This window comes from Achromobacter sp. FW305-C-13, assembly GCF_058783475.1.
Map to the genome: position 1 here is coordinate 661,759 of NZ_JBYSYN010000001.1, position 19,400 is coordinate 681,158.

Here is a 19,400-nt window from a genome sequence, read left to right on the forward strand (position 1 = left end):
TCACGCCTCAAGCTTCAATGAGATAGTTCACGCTCATTTCGGTCTTGCCAGAAGGGGCGATTTGCTGTCGGGCTTCTCCCACTTGTTTAAACCCGGCGCTGAGAAGAACCCTCTCAGACGCGGGATTTTCTTGAACCGTTCGAGCATGCAGCTTCCTTATTCCGAGCTTCCGAGCAATTTCCCTCGCCAGCTTGACCGCACGGCTTGATACCTGTCGGCCGCGATGCTCAGGCGCTACCCAATAGCCAATCTCCGCATCCTCTACTCCTACATCGAAGATCACTAGGCTGCCGAGGAACGAGTTCGAGCAGGCATCCGAAATTGCTAGCACGGCCAAAGTCCCGGTCCTTAGTCCGTCTGCGATTGCACCATGCACAAGGTCTCGAACGATCTGCGGCGTGTATTCCTCCAAGGGCAAGTGCGCAAATTGCTTAACTAGCAGATCCTTCGTGCCGGCTGCGTAGGCCTCCACGTCCTCCTCTGACATCGCTCTAATCGTCACCACGCCATCCGAGGCAGGCAAGACGGTGTGGAAGCTGCGTTCTACCGAACTGATAACGACATTGCTTGGATTGCTCATTCTTGCTTCCTATGTTGTGTCGATTGCTTGTGTCTGGGGTACAACAGCGGCACCCACGTATTCGACGTGGGGCATCTCGCCAAACTCACCAAATTGCATGCAGAATTAAGCATTCTGAGTCAGTTCGACGGGCCCCAGTTCGACACGATCATCTTGCGGCAGCGGCATATCGCACACCTGCAAATATTGATCGTCGAGAGCAACAGAATTTTAGACGTACGGGCTGTGCCGTGTGAGCGCGGGAGATCCGGGTACGGTGTCAGACCGCAATTTCCAAGCAGGCTCCTGGCAACTGGCCCTATGCCAGTGGCGCTGCCACCATGGGGAAAGCGGTGGCGTGGACGAAACAGTCTCGCGTCTAACGTTCCGTCATCTCCGCATGGGTCCCCGTATCGATCGGCAAGCCCTCCTTACGGCCGCCCGAGGTGGACAACCATGTTCATTCGATGACCCGACGTGTTGCGTCACGACCTACGCTCCTGGCTTTAGGAGAGGGTCATTACCGGTCGTTCATTCTGTTTGGCGTTCGTCGCCGGCGCAGCGCTGGTGCAATGCTTGCCGGCATTGCCGGGACGGACGCTGTTGTGGCTGGTCGCGGGCGGGGGGATCGTTGCCGCAGGCTGCTGGGCGCGCTGTCGCCACGACGCGCTCCGTATTGCCTGTGCCCTAACGCTGGGACTATGTATGGGCACGCTCAACGCCAGCCTTCAGGCCCAACACCGCCTGGATGACGCCTTGGCGGACCTCCACCAGGATCAGGTGTCGCGCCTGATCGTGCGCGTGGCTGAGCTGCCGGACGGAGACGAACAACATCAACGTTTTGTGGCCGAATTGGCGGAACCCGCCCGGCCCGGCATTCCGTCGCGTATTCAGGTGACGTGGCAGGCGCCGCCGGGCGCAAAACGCGGAAGCTTGCAGGAACTGCCCCAACTGCTGCCCGGCCAGGTCTGGCGCATGGCGCTGGTGTTGCGGCGTCCGCATGGCGTGCTGAACCCGGCGGGGCCTGATGCGGAGGCGCGGATGTTTGCCCGGGGTTTGCGCGCGGTGGGCACGGTGCGGGGGCAGCCGCGTTTGCTGGATGACGCGCCTTGGGCATCGCCGGGCATCGCCATTGAACGGGCGCGGCACCTGGTGCGCGAGGGCTTGCGCAAGGCGTTGGGCGAGCATCGCTATGCGCCGGTGCTGATCGCGTTGGCGATTGGGGATCAGGCTGGCGTGGCGCGGGACGACTGGCGCATCTTCAACCGCAGCGGCATCACGCATCTGGTGTCGATCAGCGGTATGCACGTGACCTCAATCGCCGGCATTGCGGGGGTGCTGGTGGCGGCGCTGTGGCGGCGAGCGCGGTGGGGGGGCGTGGGCTTGGCGGAGTTTGCGCCGTCGCGCGTTGCGGGCGGCGCGGCGGCGGCTGTCGTTGCCTTGCTGTATTGCCTGTTGGCGGGATGGGGCGTGCCCGCGCGGCGGACGTTTTTCATGTTGTCGGTGGTGCTGGCAGCGGCGATGTCGCGGCTGCCGCTGACGGCAGGTCGGGTGCTGGCGTGCGCGGCGGCGGGGGTGGTGGCGTTGGACCCGTGGGCGCCGCTTTCGGTTGGGTTCTGGTTGTCGTTCGGAGCGGTGGCGATTCTGCTGCGCATAGCGGATGTGCCGTTCGACGCGGAGGCGAGCTGGCGCCAGCGCTGGATGGCCCGGCTGGGGCAGGCAACGCGCCTGCAGTTGCTGGTCACACTGGGGCTGACGCCGCTGCTGGCGTTCCTGGTGTATCAGGTATCGGTGGGGTCTCCGCTGGCCAACGCGGTGGCGATTCCCTCGGTGACGTTCGTTGTGACGCCGCTTGCGCTGCTGTGCGCGGCGCTGTCGGTGGTGCCGGGTGCGCAAAGCGCCGCGGCCTGGGTTGGGCAGTTGGGGGTGGCCGCGTTCGATTACACGATGGTGCCGGTGGCGTGGGTGGGCAATGCGGGGTGGGCGAGCTTTGCGGTGGCGGCGGCACCGTGGCCGTGGCTGCTGCTGGCGGTGGCGGGAATGGTGTGGGCCTTGCAGACGCGGGGCTGGCCGGCGCGGCATGCAGGGTGGGTATGCATGTTGCCATTGCTGTGCTGGAGGCCGGACCGTCCGGATCCTGGCCATTGGCGGATGAGCGCGCTGGATGTGGGGCAGGGCAGCGCCATCCTGGTTGAAACCGCCAGCCAGACATTGCTGTTTGATGCCGGCCCGCGCCATTACGGCGGGAGCGACGCCGGCGAACGTGTGGTGGCGCCGTTTTTGCAGGCGCGCGGGATCGGCGCGCTGGACGCGCTGGTGCTGTCGCATGCCGATCAGGACCACGTGGGCGGCACGCGGGCGGTGTTGGCCGCGGTGCCGGTGGGGCGCAGTTATGCGTCGTTTGATGTGGCGGCGTTTGTGCGGCGGGATGCTCGGCTGTGGCCGGATGCCGCTGCGCAGCCGGCCTTGCCGCAAGAGATGTTGCGGTGCCGACGGGGCGACGCCTGGGACGTCGATGGCGTGACGTTCACCTTCCTGCATCCGGCCGGTGGCGGCAGCGGAGCAGTTGCCGACCGCAACGCGGACAGTTGCGTGCTGCGCGTGGAGGGCGTCAGCCATTCGCTGCTGTTGACAGGCGACATCGGCGTTGCGCAGGAGCGCGAACTGGTCGCGCGCGGCGTCCCTGCGACGGATGTGGTGATGGCGGCGCATCACGGCTCGGCGTCATCGTCTGGACGGGACTGGGTAGTGGCGACACAGGCCAGCCACGCCTTGGCGCAAGCCGGTCACCTGAACCGTTTTCGGCATCCGGCGCCGGCGGTCGAGCGGCGTTGGTTGCGTGCGGGGGCAGCGTTCTGGCGCAGCGACCGGAACGGGGCGGTGATGGCGGTATCCAGCACGCAAGGGTTGGACGTGTGGTCGCAGCGGGACCGCGGGCGGCGGTATTGGCACGGGCGCTAGGCGGAGCCGGGCGCGATGCCGTTCATGGCCCGCATGGGCACAAGAGGCCTTGGATCAGTCCGGCGCGTTCTTGCGGGTTTGCTTCACGAGAGGCGGCGGCGACGGCGGGGGAGCGATGTCGCTTTTCTCTACAACGTAACGCACGGGCAGCATGACGATTTGCTTGTCGGGCGCCATGTCAGGGGTGAAGGCGGGCAGTTTGCCCCCGCGCCGGATCATGGCGAGCGTCGCATTGTCTACCGCGACGTTGCCTGAAGATCGAGCCAGGGTCACGGTGTCGATGACGCCGCTGGGCAGGATGACGATGCGCACCTGGACGTTCAGGTCCGCCTTCGCCTCGTGGATCTGTGGGGGCGCCTCGATCTTGCGTTGCAACTGCTGGCGGATGGCGGTGTGCCATTCCGCCTGCGTCGTCAAGGTACTGGCGAGCAAAGGCAAGGGCAGGCACAGAGCGAGGGCGGCGATAAGAGATGCGCGGAACCGCCAAGACATGAGGGAATCTCCTGGGTGGGGGCCGTCCGGCCATTGGCCGGACAAATCCCGGCCAGCATAACCGACGACCGCACGCGCCTTATGCCGTGCCCGTGGCCAGATCGTCGAACAGCCGGTCGCCGCCCATCTGGCCGCCCTTGAGCATCAGTTCGACGCCATCGATGACCGGATCGTCGCTGCGGGCGACGCTGACGGTGACCCCTGGCGCCAATACGCGATGGAAGGCCAGCCCCCACAACCCCAACGCCAGCGTGGCCTGGCTGGAAGTATCGCCGCCGGCGATGCCAATGCGTGACAGCCGCTTGCCCGCTTGGGCGCTGGCTGCGACGATCGACGCCACAAGTCGCGCGGTGCCGCTTGCGGTGGCGGCCGCCTGTTGGGCGGTGACGGTTTGCGCGGGGCGGTCGGTGTGGACCAGCACGTTGCGCCCTTTGGCCAGCAACGAGGCAGCCTGCTGCACCTGCTGCGCGGCGTAGTCCGGATCGTCCAGCAGTCGCTGGACCTGTAGCGGCTGGCGCGTGTATTGCTGGCACGCGGCGATCTGCCGGGCCGTGACGGGTGACAGGCTGCCGGCCACGATCAGGACAGGTCCCGCCGCAGGCGCCAAGGGGGCGGGGGCGCTCGCGCGGCTGGGCGCGTGGGCACGGGCCAGCGCTTGCTGCACGCTGCTGGGCCCGACCGCCAGAAGCGGCACGCAGGCGGCCGCGCGCCAGATCAGGCGGCCGATGATGGGTAACTGCTCATCGTCGATCACGTCGAACAACACGGGGCCGTCGGAGGTGTCGATGATGCTGTCGATCCAGTCCTCCACGCCGGGGGCGTCGGCAGCTTGCCGCAGGCGCGGGTAGGCGGTGTGCGGCACCGAACGGATGTCGGCCACCCCTTGGGCCGCCAGATGCAGGCGCAGGTCGGCCTCGTGCATGGGCGTGACGGGGTGCTGGCTCATGACAGGATGGCGGTCGATGCGGTGAATCTCGGGCGCACTGCCCGCGCGGGCGAACAGTTGGGCGAAGCTGCAATAGCGCCCGATGCCGGGTTGTCCGCCGACGATGGGCACGAGCGGGTTCGGCATGTGGCGGCGCAGTTCGCGGATGGCGACGCCGATACTGCCGACGTGCGGCGCGCTGTCGAAGGTGGAACAGCATTTGTAGTGCAGCACGCGCGCGCCGGTGCCGGCCATGAAGCGGCCGACGGCGCGCAGCTCGGCTTCCATCTGATCGGGCGCCATGGCGCGCGCGGCGCCCGCGATGCCCAAGGCGTCCAACGGACCCGCGCGGCGCAGTTGTTCAGGCGTGGGCACGCCCAGGAACAGCAGGCTGCGCAGGCCCGCGCGGGCCACTTCGGCCAGCGTGTCGGTTGCGCCCGTGAAGTCGTCGCCGTACCAGCAGACGCGCGGTGCGGACGTGCCGTCTTCGGCGCCAGTCATGCGCGGTTTCCGAAGAAGGCCAGGGCGCGTTGCAGTTCCGGCGCATGGCGCGCGAAGTCTTCCAGCGACTGCCCTTCGCGCACGGCCTGCCAAGCCTGGCGGATGCTCTGCACGCCGGCGGCGGGGCCGTCCGGATGAGCCAGGATGCCGCCGCCCGACATGAACATCAGGTCGTCGGTGCGTACCGCCGACCACGTGGCGGGGACGGTGCCGGCCCATTGGCCGGACGAGAACGCCGGCATGACGGGGTCGTCGATGCCCAGCGTCAGCGACGCGAGGCAATCGCGCGCGGACTCGACGACTTCGCGGTCGTCCTGGGCGAATTTGCCCTGCAAGCCGTGCACGTGCATATGGTCCACGCCCGCCAGCCGCCACAGCGTCTGGTAAGCCTGGAAATCCATGCCCAGCAGTGGCGCGCGGGACAGGGCGCCATAGCCGTTGCGATGGCCGTGCAGGGCCAGTGGCGTGCTGCGGCGCAGGGTCTGGATCGCCGAGAAGCCGCACCAGTTCAGGCTGGCCATGACGCAGGTGCCTTCTTCGCGTTCGATCAGGTCGGCGTGGCGACGCATGGCGTCGGTCTCGTCGCTGATGTTGAAGGCCACCATGACTTGCCGACCCGTGCGTTCGCGGTGCGCCCGCACCACCGCCATGACGGCGGCCACGCGCTGCGCCAGCGGGGCGTGCGCGGGGTTGGCGCAGACCTCGTCGTCCTTGATGAAGTCCACGCCTGCCGCGCATAGCTGCGCCACCAGATGCGCGGTCTGTTCGGGCGACAGCCCGACATTGGGCTTGATGATGGTGCCCACCAGCGGCCCGGTCGCAACGCCGGTCAGTTGGCGCGTGCCGGCGATGCCGACTTGCGGCATGTCGAACTGCGCGCGGTAGTTGGCCGGCAACTCCAGGCTTTCCAGGCGCAGGCCGGTGACTTCGCCCAGGTCGTACAGGTTGCCGCCGACGGTTGCCGCCAAGGTCGCCAGGTTGGCGCCCACGTTGGCGACGGGGAAGGCGATGCGGACGCGGGCCCGCTGGTACTGCCCGGGCATGCCGCCCGCCTGCCGCGCCAGCCAGGCGTTGGGCAGGCTGGGCGTGGCGACGGATTCCAACAGTTCGACGGACTCCACGCGCGCTCTTGCGCGGGCGCGCAGTTCGTCGGTTTCGCCCTGCACGCGGGTGAACGTGCCGCAGGACTGCTCGCCTGCCATGACCTCCGCGACCCGGGCGGGGTCCATCGGCGTTTCGATCAGGTAGGTAGCGCTAAACAATTGGGAATTCATGGTGGCGGGCGGCAAGCGGTGTCGGGGCGGGGGCTTTTACAGGCGGCTCAGGTCGGGGAACGGGCGGACCGGATCCTTGCCGTCCCAGTCGGTGGCGCTGTTGCGGATCAGGTCGAACAGGCGGCCTTTGGGTCCAGCCACTTCGGACAGTTCGATCACCGTGCCGGGGTGGTATTCGGTGTCGAAATAGATGAAGCGGCCTTTTTCGCCGACTTCGCCGCTCATCTTGGGCTTGAAGCCCTGGGCCAGCAGGCGTTCCAGATCGGCGTCGTAGTTTTCGGTCCAGTACGCCACGTGCTGCAAACCGGTGCGGCCCGCCTGCAGGAAGTCGCGGTACATGGACGGCACGTCGTTGCGGGTCTGGATCAGTTCGACCTGCACGAAGCCCGAATTGGCCAGCGCCACCGAGTTGTGCGGTTCGTGGCTGACGCCGTCGTACTGGTAATTCACGATCGGCACGCGCGGGTTGTAGTACCAGGGGCCTACGCCCAGCGTGGTGCTCCAGTAGTCCATGGCGGCTTCGATGTCGTGCACCACATAACCGAGTTGGCGGATTTCGCCCAGGAAACGACTCATGATGGATCTTTATGAAAAGGTGGCTGAATAGGCGAGGCGTGCGGCAGGCGTCGGGCGCCCGCCGCGTCGCGTCACAGGAAACCGATCGAGAACCAGGGGAAAGCGGCGACGACAATCAACCCGACCAGCAGCGCGGCGATGTAGCCCCAGATCGGGCCGATGCCCTCGTTGGGGTCGACGCGGCTGATGGCGCAGGCGCCGTAGTAGCCCACTCCGAAGGGCGGCGCGAACAGGCCGATGCCCATGGCGAAGATGACGACCATCGCGTAGTGCACTTCATGCACGCCGGCCTGCACCGCGATCGGGAACAGCAGCGGCCCGAACAGCACGATGGCGGGAATGCCTTCCAAGACGCTGCCCAGGATGATGAAGGCGACGATGGACACGGCCAGGAAACCGTAGCTGCCGCCGGGCATGCCGGCCATCAGGCGGGCCAGGTCGCCCGAAAAGCCCGATTGCGTCAGCGCCCAGGCCATGGCGGTGGCGCAGCCCACGATCAGCATGATGGCGCCGGACAGCGAGGCCGTTTCGATCAGCATGGGCCGCAAGCGCGCCCAGTCGAAACGCCGATAGATCAGGATGCCAATCACGGCGGAATACACGATGCCGATGGTCGATACTTCGGTGGCCGTGGCCACCCCTTCAACGACCGCGGCGCGGATCACGAAGGGCAGGGCGACGGCGGGCAGGGCGATGACGAAGAAGCGGCCGATTTCCTTCGCGCTGAAACGTTGCGCCAGGCTCAGGTCTTCCTTGCGGTAGCGCCACCACACCACCGAACACAGCGCCAGCCCCAGCACCACCGCGGGCAAGAGACCACCCGTGAACAGCGCGGCGATGGATACGCCGGTGACCGACCCGATCGTGATCAGCACGATGGACGGCGGAATGGTCTCGGTCTGCGCGCCCGTGGCCGACAGCAGCGCCACCAGGTCGCCCGGCTTGGCGCCGCGCTTTTGCATTTCCGGGAACAGCACGGGCGCGATGGCCGCCATGTCGGCGATCTTCGAGCCCGAGATGCCCGACACCAGGTACATGGCGCCGATCAACACATAGGACAGGCCGCCGCGCACGTGCCCCAGCATGCTGGCCAGGAACTGGATCATGGCGCGCGCCATGCCCGTCATCTCGATCAGCGAGCCCAGGAAGATGAAGAGCGGCACCGCCAGCAGCATCAGGTGCGACATGCCTTCGTCCAGCCGGCCGACCATGACCTCCATCGGCGTATTGGTGGTGAGCGCCAGATACGAAAACGTCGCCAGCGCGAACGAGAACGCGATGGGCACGCCCGAGAACACGGTGGCGGCCACGATGCCGACGAAAAAGATCACCAGGTTGATCTTGCCCAGCCCCTTGAAGAGCGGCTGCGCCAACCAGAACACGGCTACCACCACGGCCACCCCCACCAGCGCCATCAGCACTTGCGGCAGCGGCTGGGTGCGCAACAGGCGCAGCACGGCCACCACGGCCATCAGGCCCATGCCCACCGGAATGGCTGACGCGCGCCACGCGTTGCTGAGTTCCAGCGCCGGCGTGATGATGAAGTGTTCTTCGTGGGCGTACTCGATGGCGGGCGCCAGGATCAGGATCAAAAACGCCAGCGACGCGGCCAGCGCCACGGTTTCCAGCTGCGCGCGGCGCGCCGGGCTGACGTTGTTGACCAGCGCCGTCATGCGCATGTGCTCGCCGCGCCGCAGGGCCACGACGGCGCCCAGCATCGACAGCCACAGGAACAGGATGGAGGCGAGCTCGTCGGACCAGACCAGCGGGCTATGGAACGCGTAGCGTGCGACCACGCCGGCGAACAGCACGAAGATCTCGATCAGCACGATGGCGGCGGCGGCGTGCTCGACGACACAGCCCAGCGCGCTGTCCAGCGCGCCGGCGGCCCGGCGCAGGGGATTGGCCGGCAGCACCGGGGCCGCGGCGTGGGGGGCGGACAGGGAGGACATGGCGCGACCTCAGGCCAGCTTGCCGACGCTTTGTTCCAGCAGCGACCAGGCTTCGTTGCCGAAACGGCCTTGCCATTCCTTGTAGAAGCCGGCGGTGCGCAACTGTTCGCGGAAGCTGTCGGCGGCCGGCTGGTTGAAGAGCAGACCCTTGGCTTCCAGGTCGGACTGCACCGAGGCGTTGAGCTTCTTGATGTCTTCGCGTTGCGCCAGGCCGGCTTCGTTGATGCCGCGCGCGACGATCGTCTTCAAGTCTTCCGGCAGGCCTTCCCACATGCGGCCGTTGGCGATGAACCAGTAGCCGTCCCAGATGTGGTTGGTCAGCGAGCAGTACTTCTGCACTTCGTAGAGCTTGGCGACCTGGATGATGGGCAGCGGGTTTTCCTGCGCGTCCACCACCTTGGTCTGCAACGACGAATACACCTCGCTGAACTGCAGGCTGGCGGGCGCGGCGCCCAGGCCCTTGAACATGGAGATCGGCAGCGAGCTGACCGGCACGCGGATCTTCAGGCCATTCATGTCGGCGGCGGAGGCGACAGGCGCCTTGCTGCTGGTGGTCTGGCGAAAGCCGTTGTCCCACATCTTTTCAAACGCGTAGAGCTTGCGCTGTGCGATAGCGGCGCGTACGTGCGCGCCCAGCGCGCCGTCCATGGCGCCCCAGACCTGGTTGTAGTCCTTGAAGGCGAAGCCGACGGCGTTGATGGCGGCCACCGGCACCAGCGTGGCGATGACCAGCGCCGACGGCGTGAAGAAGTCGATGCCGCCCGAGCGCACTTGCGCCAGCATGTCGGTGTCGCCGCCCAACTGGTTGTTCGGGAAAATCTTGATGTCCACGCGGCCGTTGCTTTCCTTCAGGATGCGTTCGGCGGCTTCCTGGGCGCGGATGTTCAGCGGATGCGTGACCGGCAGGTTGTTGCCGTATTTCAGCGTGTAGTCGGCGGCGCGCGCAATCAGCGGGAATCCGCCAGCCAGGGCCACGGCGGGAACGGCGCAAAGGCGGCGCAGGGCACTGCGGCGTGTCAGCAGCTTCATGGTTGTCTCCATAATCGTATTTATGATGTTTTTTGATGTGCCACAAAAACGCCAATCCCATGCGGCAGTGTGGACAATAGTGAATAGGCGGTAATATCGTCAAACCTTATTCATGATGGTTTTTGATGTGAATAAAACTGCCCCCGAACGCAAGCTCGCCCGCCTGGCCGACGTAGCCGCGCGCGCCGGCGTGTCCACCGCCACGGCCGACCGCGTGCTGAACCGCCGGCCCGGCGTGCGCGCCAATACTGCGCAAAAGGTCTTCAAGGCCGCCCTCGAACTGGATTACCTGCCCGAACAGGAACTGGGTGCGGCGGCCCCGGCCGAACCGATGCGGCTGGTGTTCCTGCTGCCGCGCGGCAGCAACCGCTACCTGCGCATGCTGGGCGACACCGTCAGCTATGCGCACGAGCACTTCGGGCCGCTGAATGCCAAGTGCCAGATCGAATATGTGGAAAGCTTCAACCCCGACGCCCTGGCGCAGGCGCTGGCTAAGCACGGCAAGCGCGCCGACGGCATCGCCTTCATGGCGCTGGAGCACCCGGTGGTGCGCGAAGCCGTCAACACCTTGGCGCAGCTGGGCGTGCCGACGGTCACGCTGATTTCTGATCTGGCCAACAGCGCGCGCACGGCCTATGTGGGGCTGGACAACCGCGCCGCGGGCCGCACGGCCGGCTACCTGATCGCGCGCTTCATCGGGTCGCGCGCGGCGCATGTGGCGCTGATCGCCGGTTCGCGCCACTACCGCGCCCACGAAGAGCGCGAAAGCGGTTTTCTGCAGTTGTACGCCGAGCAGTTCCAGGCCATGCAGGTGGTGGACCTGCGTGAAGGCTATGACGATGCCCAACGCAACTACGAACAGACGCGCCAGTTGCTGGAGCAATATCCCAATCTGGCGGGCATCTACAACATCGGCGGCGCGTCCGACGGCGTGGCGCGGGCGTTGAAAGAGGCGGGTCAGCAGCACCGGGTGGTGTTCATCGGCCACGGCTTGACGCCCGATACCCGGTCCTTGCTGATCGACGGCACGATGGACGCCGTCATCACGCAAAGCCCGATGGAGGCGCTGATGAGCTGCGTGCGCATCTTCTGCAACCTGCGCGACAAGCGCAGCCCGATGAACGGCGTGGAGCTGGCGCGCAGCCAGGTGATTTTCCGCGAGAACCTGCCGTAGTCCGCGCGGGGTATCGCATCCGTACATGTATTGCTTGCATTTTAACTGCCTAGGCAGATAAAATTCGCCAATCGACCTCTATCGGCCTGAAGGCAACCATGTCTCCCGTCAAACCTACCGTGCTGGACCGTTTCCATACCGGCGAACTCGGCTTCATGGTGACGTCGGTGCGCAACAGCATCCACGAGGCCCTGGAACGCGAATTGGCCCCGTTCGAACTCACGACGCCGCAGTACGTGGTGCTGAACTGCCTGGCCAAGGGCTGGGGCCGCACGCTTAGCGACTTTTGCCGGGTGCTGGCGTACGACTCGGGCGCCATGACCCGGCTGCTGGACCGCATCGTGGCCAAGGGCTTCATTCGCCGCGTGGAAAACGAAGCCGACCGGCGCAGCTATCTGATCGAACTGACCGAACAGGGGCAGGCCGCGTTGCCGCAAGCGCTTGCAGCGGCCGAGGTCGCCATGCAGCGTCTGTTGGCCGGGTTTTCGGAAGGCGATGCCGAGACCTTGCACAGGCTGTTGTCACGCTTGCTCGTCAATGCAGCAGCGGACTGACAGTACCGGCTGACACCCACGGCTGATATCACCAGCCGCTTTTTTTAATCATTTATCTGCCTAGGCATATACAGCCTGGGCATAGACAAACGTTTACCGTACCGCCGCCATGAGTCCTACCCACCCCCCGGTTCCGCCTGCCTTGCTGATGACGATCGGTGCGCTGACGTTCGTTGATTTCCTGCAGAACGGCATGGTCACGTTTGCCGCCGCGCCGATCATGGGCGAGATCGGTGCCAGCCCAGAGGAATACACAACGGTTGCAGTCATCTACGCCTGCGTCGCCGTGGTGTTGATTGCGTTGCAGGGGTGGCTGGTGCATCACCTGGGTTTGCGCCGCTACCTGCTGGCGTCCCTAGGCGCCGCGGGGGTAGGCGCCGTGGTGTGCGCCTTGTCGCTCAGCGAAGCGGGCTTTTTGCTGGGCAGGGTGTTGATGGCTACGGGGTGCGCTGCCATGCTGACTTCGTCGCGGCTGACGGTAAACCTGATCCCGCCGGGCCCTGCGCGGTTCCAGGGCATCAAGGCGCTGGCGACCGGGCTGTGCACGGGTACGGCGCTGGCGCCCTGGCTGGCGTCTCTGGCGGTCGAGCATGACGGCTGGCCGCTGATGTTCTGGCTGGTGGCGGTGCTGTCGGTGCTGGCGATGATCCCGGTCGCTTTGTCCATGCCGGGCAAGGAAGGCGGCGCGACGGTGGCCGGGCAGGCCCGCCTGGCGCCGATCGCCGCGCTGGGGCTGGGCAGCTTCCTGGTGTTGCATGCCCTGCAGCGGTCCTATTACGACTTCTTCAGTGACCGCCATCTGCTTGTGCTGTTCGCGTTGGCGGGGCTGGCCGCGCTGGCATATTTCGTGTGGTCGGAAACGCGCACGGGTGCGCCGCTGCTCAAGCTGGGCGGGATGAAAGAGGTGCGCTTCCTGAGTGGCCTGGCGCTCTTCATGTTCTGCTATCTGATGCTGGGCGCCAACGGCTATCTGGTGCCCCTGATGTTGCAGCGCGCGCTGGGCCATTCCTGGGCCAACACGGGCGTGTTCTTTGCGATGGGGCTGGGCGCGGGCGTGCTGACGTTTGCGGTGATGTCGCAGTTGCTTGCCCGCTGGCCGTCGCCGCGCAAGTTCTTCGTGGCGGGATTCCTGGCGCTGGCGGCGTTCGGCGTCCTGATGTCGCGCCTGTCGCCCACGGCGGACGCCTGGACGGACGTGTTGCCCGCGCTGGCCTGCTACGGCGTGTTCATCATGATCGTCATGCCCGCCACGGCCATGAACACCTTCGCGGGGCTGACCCACGACCCCGCCGTCTTCGCCCATGCGCAGCAGGTGAAGAACATGTTGGCGCAGGTGGGACAGGCGCTTGGCATCATGCTGGCCACCGTGGGGCAGCAGTGGCTGACGTCCGAGCACTACAACGTGCTGCAAGAGAGCATCGCCACGGGCAACGCCAATTTCGAAGCGGCCAAGGCACAGCTCAGCAGCGTGTACGCCACGGTGGCAGATCCCGCGCAGGCGCAGCAGATGGCCATGGCCCATATCTCGCAAATGCTGAATCAGCAATCGGTGCTGTTGGCGAATCTGGATCATTTCCGGGTGCTGGCCGTGCTGGCGGTGGCCGGCGTCCTGGTCAGCCTGACGCAGCGGGTGTTCCGGTAGGCCCGCGCGTCAATTGCCGTCTAACTGACCGCCTGACTGACCGCCCAATTGGCCGATCACCTGGCGCGCCACGTCCGCCAGCGCCAGGCCGGCGTCCATCGCGGCGCGTTGCAGGCGTTCATGCGCGGCTTGCTCGGTCAGGCCGTAATGGCTGATCAGCAACAGCTTGGCGCGGTCGATGCGCTTTTTTTCGTCCAGCGCGCCGCGCACGGCGTTCAGCGCGTCGTCGGTGCGATGCAGGCGCAGCGTCTGTTCACGCATCATGTCCAGGATCGACCGCTCCAATTCATTGCCCACGCCGTCCGGGGGCGGCGTATCGACAACGCGGCTTTGCACGCTGTACAGCATGCTGGGCGCGCGGCCGCTGGCATGGTCGGCATAGCGGCTTAGCAGCAGGCGGCGGTCGTTCAGCTCTTGGCGGGTTTCGGCGATGCGCCGGTTGCATTGCTGGGCCAATGCTTCGGCCAGCAGGCTTTCGACGTCGCGCATGGCATCGATGCGCGCCGTGCTCAGGTTGAACCACAGCTCGGCCAGGGCGCCATCCACGCGTTGTTCGCTGGAGGTGTGCTGCGCCATGTCGCGCATGCGCTGCATGGGCGGGTCTTGCTGCTGGAGTTCGGCCCAGCATTGCAGTGCGGCGCCTTCCGCATAGTGGGCATAGGTATCGAAGCTGCGCCGCTGGTTGGCGGCCAGGCCCAGCATGCGTGCTTTCTGGGTGTCGGTGAAATATCCGGCCGTAAAGCCCGTCACGCCGCAGGCGCGTTCCTGGCCGCTCAATTCCTTGCCCTGCATGAAGTTCAGCAGCGCCACCAGGATGCGGGTCACGCCGGGATCCAGCGCCGAATCGGCCGCTTCGAAGACCACGGCCAGCAGGCTGCCGATCACCTGGGTGAAGCGCGAATCGGCATCCTCGACGGGCACGGATCGGTCGCGGACGTGCCGGCGCAGCGCGGGCAGCTCATCCAGGCGGAACAGGGCGAAGGCGATGCAGTTGAGCAGGCGCGCGCGGCCGCTGCCCTGCGCGCTGTCGGCGGCTTCGCCGTCCAGAAACTGGCGTGCCTGCGCCTCGACGCTTGCGGCGTCCTGGCTTAGTCCGGCCAGGGTGGGTTGCAGGCGGCCCGGCGGGCTGCACAGCGTCAGGTTGGAGTAACCGCGCTCTTTTTGCAGCGCGTGCACGAGCGCACTGATGCGCACCACCAATTCGCAGGTGCCCGCCAGGGCTTCCAGGCCCTGGAGTTCACTGCGCCGGGCGGCAAGCAGGAAGCGCAACGGCGGCGGCAGGTGGCGTTCGGTCATGGCGTGTCAGGCGATTTCCACGGCGTCGCCGGCAAAGCGCGCTTGCCAGGTGCGCAGCTGCTGCTCCGGAAACTGCACGCAGCTGCCGTCGGCCAGCCGGAAGTGTTGCTTGTAGAGCGGCGAGGCCACCACCAGTTCGCCACCGATATGACCGACCAGACCGCGGCCGATGACGTTTGCGCCCGATTTCGGATCGCGGTTTTCGATGGCGTACAAATCGGGGCCTTCGGCGCCGGGCAGGTAGAACAGGGCGATCTGTTCGCCATCCACCAGCACGACGACGCCGGACTGGGCTACCAGATCCTGCCGCGTGCAGACGGGACGCCAGGAGCGGGAAGGGGCGAGGGCGGGAGCGTTCATCAGGCGATTTCCTCTGCGATGGGGATGACGCGCGCGGGTGCGCGCGCCGGGGCAGGGCGGGGCTGGCCGCGTTCCTGGACGAACTGGATGTCGGGGTCGCCGCCGCGATCGTTCACGAAGGTGCGGAAGCGCTTGAGCTTTTCCGGGTCGTTCAGTGCGTTGGCCCACTCGCATTCGTAGCGGTCCACCACCAGTTGCATCTGGGCGTCCAGTTCCGCGCACAGACCCAGGCTGTCGTTCAGCACCACGTCCTTCAGATAGTCCAGGCCGCCTTCCAGCGATTCACGCCAGACGGAGGTGCGCTGCAGTTTGTCGGCCGTGCGGATGTAGAACATCAGCACGCGGTCGATGGTGCGGATCAGCGCGGCGTCATCCAGATCAGTGGCGAACAGCTCGGCGTGGCGCGGGCGCATGCCGCCGTTGCCGCACACGTACAGGTTCCAGCCGTTTTCGGTGGCGATCACGCCGATGTCCTTGCTTTGCGCTTCGGCGCATTCCCGGGTGCAGCCTGATACCGCGAACTTCAGCTTGTGCGGCGAACGCAGGCCCTTGTAGCGGTGTTCGATATCCAGCGCCATCTGCACGCTGTCCTGCACGCCATAGCGGCACCAGGTGCTGCCCACGCAGGATTTCACGGTGCGGGTGGACTTGCCGTAGGCGTGCCCGGTCTCGAAGCCGGCGGCGATCAGCTCGGCCCAGATGTCGGGCAGTTCATGCAGTTGCGCGCCGAAGAGGTCGATGCGCTGGCCGCCTGTGATCTTGGTGTAGAGCTTGTACTTCTTGGCCACCGCGCCGATGGCGATCAGGCCGTCGGGCGTGATCTCGCCGGCGGGAATGCGCGGCACCACCGAATACGTGCCGTTCTTCTGCATGTTTGCCATGAAGGTGTCGTTGGTGTCTTGCAGCGGCACCAGGTGCGGGTCCTGGATGGGGTGGTTCCAGCACGATGCCAGGATGGAGCCGACCGCAGGCTTGCAGATGTCGCAACCTACGTGCCCCTTGCCATGGCTGGCCAGCAGGGCCTCGAAGGTTTCGACGCCGCCCACGCGCACGATGGCGTACAGCTCTTGGCGGGTGTAGGAGAAATGCTCACACAGGCTTTTGTCCACGGCGACGCCGCGGCTGGCCAGTTCGTGTTCCACCACCTGCTTGAGCAGGCTGGCGCAGCCGCCGCAGCCCGAGGCCGCTTTCGTGCAGCGTTTGACGCTGGCCAGATCGGTGCAGCCGCCGTCGATGGCGGCGCTGACCGCGCCTTTGCTGACGTTGTGACAGGAGCAGAGGGTGGCAGTCGCCGGCAGCGCATCCACGCCCAGCGCGGGCGCGGCCTGGCCCAGCGGCAAGATCAGGCCGGCGGGATCGGCCGGCGGCGCGATGCCGTTCTGCACATACTGCAGCAGGGTGTCGTAATAGCGGTTGTCGCCGACCAGCACCGCGCCCAGGACGCGCTTGCCGTCGGCCGACACTACCAGCCGGCGGTAGCTGGACCCGGCCTCATCGATGTAGCGGTAGCTGCGCGCACCCGGCGTCGTGCCGTGCGCGTCGCCGATGGACCCGACGTCCACCCCCAGCAATTTCAGCTTGGTCGACATGTCTGCGCCCGAGAACGCTTGTTCCGGCGCGTCGCAGAGATCGGCCGCAACGATGCGCGCCATCTGATAACCCGGCGCCACCAGCCCGAACACGCTGCCGTTCCAGGCCGCGCATTCGCCGATGGCGTAGATGCGGTCGTCGCTGCTGCGGCAGCGGTCGTCGATGGCCACGCCGCCGCGTTCGGCCAGCGCCAGCCCGGCCTGGCGCGCCAGCGTCACTTGCGGGCGAATGCCGGCCGAGAACACGATCAAATCGGTTTCCAGCGGCTCGCCTTCGGCAAAGCGCATGCGGTAGCGGTAGCGCGTGCCGGGTTTGATGTCCTGCGTGGCGCGCGACAAGTGTACGCCCACGCCCAGCGCCTCGATCCGGGCGCGCAACGCGGCGCCGCCGGCGTCGTCCAGCTGCACCGGCATCAGGCGCGGCGCGAATTCCACCACATGGGCTTCCAGGTTCAGCGATTTCAACGCATTGGCGGCCTCCAGCCCCAGCAGCCCGCCGCCCACGACCACGCCGCGCCGCGCGCCGCTGGCCGCCGCGCGGATCAGGTCCAGGTCGTCGATCGTGCGGTACACCAGCCGGGACGCGCCCTCGGCGCCGGCGATCGGGGGAACGAAGGGGTAAGAGCCGGTGGCCAGCACTAGCTTGTCATAGGCGAGGCGGCCCGTCGCTGTCACGATTTCCCCGGCCTGGCGGTCGATCTCCAGCACCGGCTCGCCCAGGTGCAGCGTCAGCCCATCCTGTGTATAGAACTCGGCCCCGCTCATCGCCATCGACTCGGCGTCCCGCCCGTTCAGGTATTCGGACAGATGCACGCGGTCGTAGGCGCGGCGGGTTTCTTCGCCGTAGACGTGGATGCGATAGCGTGCCAGCGCGCCGCGGGCGATCAGCTGCTCGACGCAATGGTGCCCCACCATGCCGTTGCCGATCACGACCAGGGTCTGCAAGGAATCGGAAGTGGCCGCTGCTTTCATGAAGTTCCCCAGGCTTGGATACGTGAATCAAAAAGGCAAAAGGCGCCCTGGACCTTGCGGTCGGGGCGCCTTTGCCGGAACTGCTCGAGTTGTGGTGCGGGCCTTGCGGCCTGCATGGACACTTAAGCAAGGTCCGTGCCAGCGAAATGCAATAGGCCTGGGTGGGCGGATTTTGTCCGCGTTTTCATAGGGGCACGCGGCAGGAAAAGGCGGTGATGCGACCAAGCGGCGGAACGGCCCGGCGCGCAGTCATGCGTCAAACCGGTGCAGGGTGGGGTGCACGCCGCACCGGTTTGGCGCGATGCCTGCCGCGCTGACTTGCGTGACGGGTCAGCCGCGCAGCGCCGCCTCGATCGCGCTGATGTCGATCTTGCCCATGGTCATCATGGCTTCGAACGCGCGTTTGGCCGCGGCGGGGTCCGGGTCGATGATCGCGGCGGACAGGATGCGCGGGGTGATCTGCCATGACAGTCCCCACTTGTCCTGGCACCAGCCGCAGACGTTTGCACTGCCGCCGTTTTCGATGATCGCGGTCCACAGGCGGTCGGTCTCTTCCTGGTCGTCGGTCGCGACCTGGAACGAAAAGGCCTGGTTGTGCTGGATGCCTGGGCCGCCGTTCAGGCCCAGGCACGGTATGCCCATGACCGTGAATTCGACAGTCAGGATATCGCCTTGCTTGCCCGCCGGATAGTCGCCGGGGGCACGGTGGACCGCCTTGACGGCGCTGTCCGGAAACGTCTTGGCGTAGAACGTCGCGGCCTCCAGCGCATCGCCGTCGTACCAGAGGCAAATCGTATTTTTACTGAGCATCGTGTGTCTCCTGAGGTTGAACTGCTGCTGGCTGGCCCGTCCGTTCGGCAGACACGCATTGGGCTTGCCGCCGTCAGCCCGCCAGCACTTGCTCCAACTTGGCCTTCAGCGACGTGGCCGCTTGCGGCGCCCGTGCCAGGCCGGACTGTGCGAAGGCGCGCGCACGGTCGGCTTCGCCCAGGTGCAGGGCGATACGTGCCATGTGCAGCGTCTTGGCGGGGTGAATCTGGTCGGGGTCCGTCTGTTGCAGCAGGCGTTCGCAACTGGCGGGATAGGTGTCGTACGGCGCGAAGAATGCGTGGCCCTGCCGGGTCCATTCGCTGACGATGAATTCGACGTTCTCTTCTGCCTGCGCGCTATCTGCGCCGTACGCCCAGCCGAAGGCTTCGCCTGGAGGCGGGTCGATGCGGTCGCGGAAGAGGCAATGCGACTCCTCGATCTGGTCGGGGGGCACGAAGGATCCGCCCTCGCCGGGCAGGAAATCGAAGTGCGCGCCCAGGTTCAGATAGCAGGCCTTGCCGCCGCTGGCCGCCTGGATGTTGAACACATGGACGACCGGGCCGCGGATGCGCCGCAGGGTCTGCCCCGAGCCCTCGAACCCTTCCGCCTTTAGGACGGGGAAGAGTCGTTTCGTCAGCAGTTTGAGGAACGCGGCGCGGGTCACGGCAGGCATAGGGGCTTGGGGGGTCGTCAAGAATGGGACATTATTGAACTTCCGCCGCGCCCGGGTCGTG

At 66.4% G+C, this 19,400-nt stretch carries 16 protein-coding genes; 4 read left to right on the forward strand and 12 right to left on the reverse strand.

Annotation, left to right across the window (positions count from 1 at the left end; genetic code table 11):
• Positions 1-7 precede the first annotated feature (7 nt).
• Positions 8-580: a GNAT family N-acetyltransferase gene (locus tag AC3WMU_RS03105; protein ID WP_492281794.1), complete on the reverse strand. Its 573-nt coding sequence runs from the start codon at positions 578-580 to the stop codon at positions 8-10.
• A 519-nt stretch (positions 581-1,099) separates the two neighbouring features.
• On the opposite strand from AC3WMU_RS03105, the gene AC3WMU_RS03110 reads away from it, so the two are divergent.
• Entirely contained in the window at positions 1,100-3,520 is a 2,421-nt protein-coding gene (locus AC3WMU_RS03110) for a DNA internalization-related competence protein ComEC/Rec2 (RefSeq protein ID WP_492281795.1), read from the forward strand.
• A 54-nt stretch (positions 3,521-3,574) separates the two neighbouring features.
• On the opposite strand, the gene AC3WMU_RS03115 is transcribed toward AC3WMU_RS03110, so the two are convergent.
• The 6 genes from AC3WMU_RS03115 to AC3WMU_RS03140 all read right to left on the reverse strand — a co-directional run bounded on the left by AC3WMU_RS03115 (position 3,575) and on the right by AC3WMU_RS03140 (position 10,269).
• Positions 3,575-4,012, reverse strand: coding sequence for an energy transducer TonB family protein (locus AC3WMU_RS03115; protein WP_454677264.1), 438 nt, complete (start codon positions 4,010-4,012; stop codon positions 3,575-3,577).
• Between the two features lie 79 nt (positions 4,013-4,091).
• A complete protein-coding gene (locus AC3WMU_RS03120) occupies positions 4,092-5,438 on the reverse strand; it encodes a four-carbon acid sugar kinase family protein (RefSeq protein ID WP_454677263.1) in 1,347 nt (448 codons plus the stop codon).
• Positions 5,435-6,712 (reverse strand): ribulose-bisphosphate carboxylase large subunit family protein, encoded by a 1,278-nt coding sequence (locus tag AC3WMU_RS03125; protein ID WP_035213339.1) that lies wholly within the window; start codon positions 6,710-6,712, stop codon positions 5,435-5,437. Before AC3WMU_RS03125 ends, AC3WMU_RS03120 begins: the two co-directional genes overlap by 4 nt.
• A 36-nt stretch (positions 6,713-6,748) precedes the next feature.
• Positions 6,749-7,288 carry a VOC family protein gene (locus tag AC3WMU_RS03130; RefSeq protein WP_006225238.1) on the reverse strand — a complete coding sequence of 180 codons (540 nt, stop codon included), beginning with the start codon at positions 7,286-7,288 and terminating at the stop codon, positions 6,749-6,751.
• 71 nt (positions 7,289-7,359) lie between these two features.
• Complete coding sequence (locus AC3WMU_RS03135) at positions 7,360-9,240, reverse strand: TRAP transporter large permease (protein WP_006225237.1); 1,881 nt, start codon at positions 9,238-9,240, stop codon at positions 7,360-7,362.
• Between the two features lie 9 nt (positions 9,241-9,249).
• Positions 9,250-10,269 (reverse strand): TRAP transporter substrate-binding protein, encoded by a 1,020-nt coding sequence (locus AC3WMU_RS03140; RefSeq protein ID WP_006225236.1) that lies wholly within the window; start codon positions 10,267-10,269, stop codon positions 9,250-9,252.
• A 112-nt stretch (positions 10,270-10,381) separates the two neighbouring features.
• Here AC3WMU_RS03140 and AC3WMU_RS03145 point away from each other — a divergent pair, with 112 nt between their 5' ends.
• From AC3WMU_RS03145 to AC3WMU_RS03155, 3 genes are all read left to right on the forward strand, one after another.
• Positions 10,382-11,443 (forward strand): LacI family DNA-binding transcriptional regulator, encoded by a 1,062-nt coding sequence (locus tag AC3WMU_RS03145; RefSeq protein WP_492281796.1) that lies wholly within the window; start codon positions 10,382-10,384, stop codon positions 11,441-11,443.
• A gap of 98 nt (positions 11,444-11,541) precedes the next feature.
• A complete protein-coding gene (locus tag AC3WMU_RS03150) occupies positions 11,542-11,997 on the forward strand; it encodes a MarR family winged helix-turn-helix transcriptional regulator (RefSeq protein WP_492281797.1) in 456 nt (151 codons plus the stop codon).
• A 109-nt stretch (positions 11,998-12,106) separates the two neighbouring features.
• Positions 12,107-13,639 (forward strand): MFS transporter, encoded by a 1,533-nt coding sequence (locus AC3WMU_RS03155; RefSeq protein WP_280028195.1) that lies wholly within the window; start codon positions 12,107-12,109, stop codon positions 13,637-13,639.
• Positions 13,640-13,648: 9 nt separating this feature from the next.
• Here AC3WMU_RS03155 and AC3WMU_RS03160 read toward each other — a convergent pair whose 3' ends face one another.
• The 5 genes from AC3WMU_RS03160 to AC3WMU_RS03180 form a co-directional block, all read right to left on the reverse strand.
• A complete protein-coding gene (locus tag AC3WMU_RS03160) occupies positions 13,649-14,935 on the reverse strand; it encodes a nitrate- and nitrite sensing domain-containing protein (RefSeq protein WP_492281798.1) in 1,287 nt (428 codons plus the stop codon).
• Positions 14,936-14,941: 6 nt separating this feature from the next.
• Positions 14,942-15,295 carry a nitrite reductase small subunit NirD gene (gene nirD / locus AC3WMU_RS03165; RefSeq protein WP_088591175.1) on the reverse strand — a complete coding sequence of 118 codons (354 nt, stop codon included), beginning with the start codon at positions 15,293-15,295 and terminating at the stop codon, positions 14,942-14,944.
• The gene (gene nirB, locus AC3WMU_RS03170; RefSeq protein ID WP_424625475.1) at positions 15,295-17,856 is read right to left on the reverse strand and encodes a nitrite reductase large subunit NirB; all 2,562 of its coding nucleotides are present in this window, start codon (positions 17,854-17,856) and stop codon (positions 15,295-15,297) included. Before nirB ends, nirD begins: the two co-directional genes overlap by 1 nt.
• 330 nt (positions 17,857-18,186) lie before the next feature.
• Positions 18,187-18,666 (reverse strand): VOC family protein, encoded by a 480-nt coding sequence (locus AC3WMU_RS03175; protein ID WP_006225229.1) that lies wholly within the window; start codon positions 18,664-18,666, stop codon positions 18,187-18,189.
• Between the two features lie 73 nt (positions 18,667-18,739).
• Entirely contained in the window at positions 18,740-19,339 is a 600-nt protein-coding gene (locus tag AC3WMU_RS03180) for a DUF4304 domain-containing protein (RefSeq protein WP_424625476.1), read from the reverse strand.
• Positions 19,340-19,400 lie beyond the last annotated feature (61 nt).

Coding starts and splice junctions, on each gene's coding strand:
- AC3WMU_RS03105 (WP_492281794.1), bottom strand. CDS start 580: ATGAGCAATCCAAGCAATGTCGTTATCAGTTCGGTAGAACGCAGCTTC.
- AC3WMU_RS03115 (WP_454677264.1), bottom strand. CDS start 4,012: ATGTCTTGGCGGTTCCGCGCATCTCTTATCGCCGCCCTCGCTCTGTGC.
- AC3WMU_RS03120 (WP_454677263.1), bottom strand. CDS start 5,438: ATGACTGGCGCCGAAGACGGCACGTCCGCACCGCGCGTCTGCTGGTAC.
- AC3WMU_RS03125 (WP_035213339.1), bottom strand. CDS start 6,712: ATGAATTCCCAATTGTTTAGCGCTACCTACCTGATCGAAACGCCGATG.
- AC3WMU_RS03130 (WP_006225238.1), bottom strand. CDS start 7,288: ATGAGTCGTTTCCTGGGCGAAATCCGCCAACTCGGTTATGTGGTGCAC.
- AC3WMU_RS03135 (WP_006225237.1), bottom strand. CDS start 9,240: ATGTCCTCCCTGTCCGCCCCCCACGCCGCGGCCCCGGTGCTGCCGGCC.
- AC3WMU_RS03140 (WP_006225236.1), bottom strand. CDS start 10,269: ATGAAGCTGCTGACACGCCGCAGTGCCCTGCGCCGCCTTTGCGCCGTT.
- AC3WMU_RS03145 (WP_492281796.1), top strand. CDS start 10,382: ATGATGGTTTTTGATGTGAATAAAACTGCCCCCGAACGCAAGCTCGCC.
- AC3WMU_RS03150 (WP_492281797.1), top strand. CDS start 11,542: ATGTCTCCCGTCAAACCTACCGTGCTGGACCGTTTCCATACCGGCGAA.
- AC3WMU_RS03155 (WP_280028195.1), top strand. CDS start 12,107: ATGAGTCCTACCCACCCCCCGGTTCCGCCTGCCTTGCTGATGACGATC.
- AC3WMU_RS03160 (WP_492281798.1), bottom strand. CDS start 14,935: ATGACCGAACGCCACCTGCCGCCGCCGTTGCGCTTCCTGCTTGCCGCC.
- nirD (WP_088591175.1), bottom strand. CDS start 15,295: ATGAACGCTCCCGCCCTCGCCCCTTCCCGCTCCTGGCGTCCCGTCTGC.
- nirB (WP_424625475.1), bottom strand. CDS start 17,856: ATGAAAGCAGCGGCCACTTCCGATTCCTTGCAGACCCTGGTCGTGATC.
- AC3WMU_RS03175 (WP_006225229.1), bottom strand. CDS start 18,666: ATGCTCAGTAAAAATACGATTTGCCTCTGGTACGACGGCGATGCGCTG.
- AC3WMU_RS03180 (WP_424625476.1), bottom strand. CDS start 19,339: ATGCCTGCCGTGACCCGCGCCGCGTTCCTCAAACTGCTGACGAAACGA.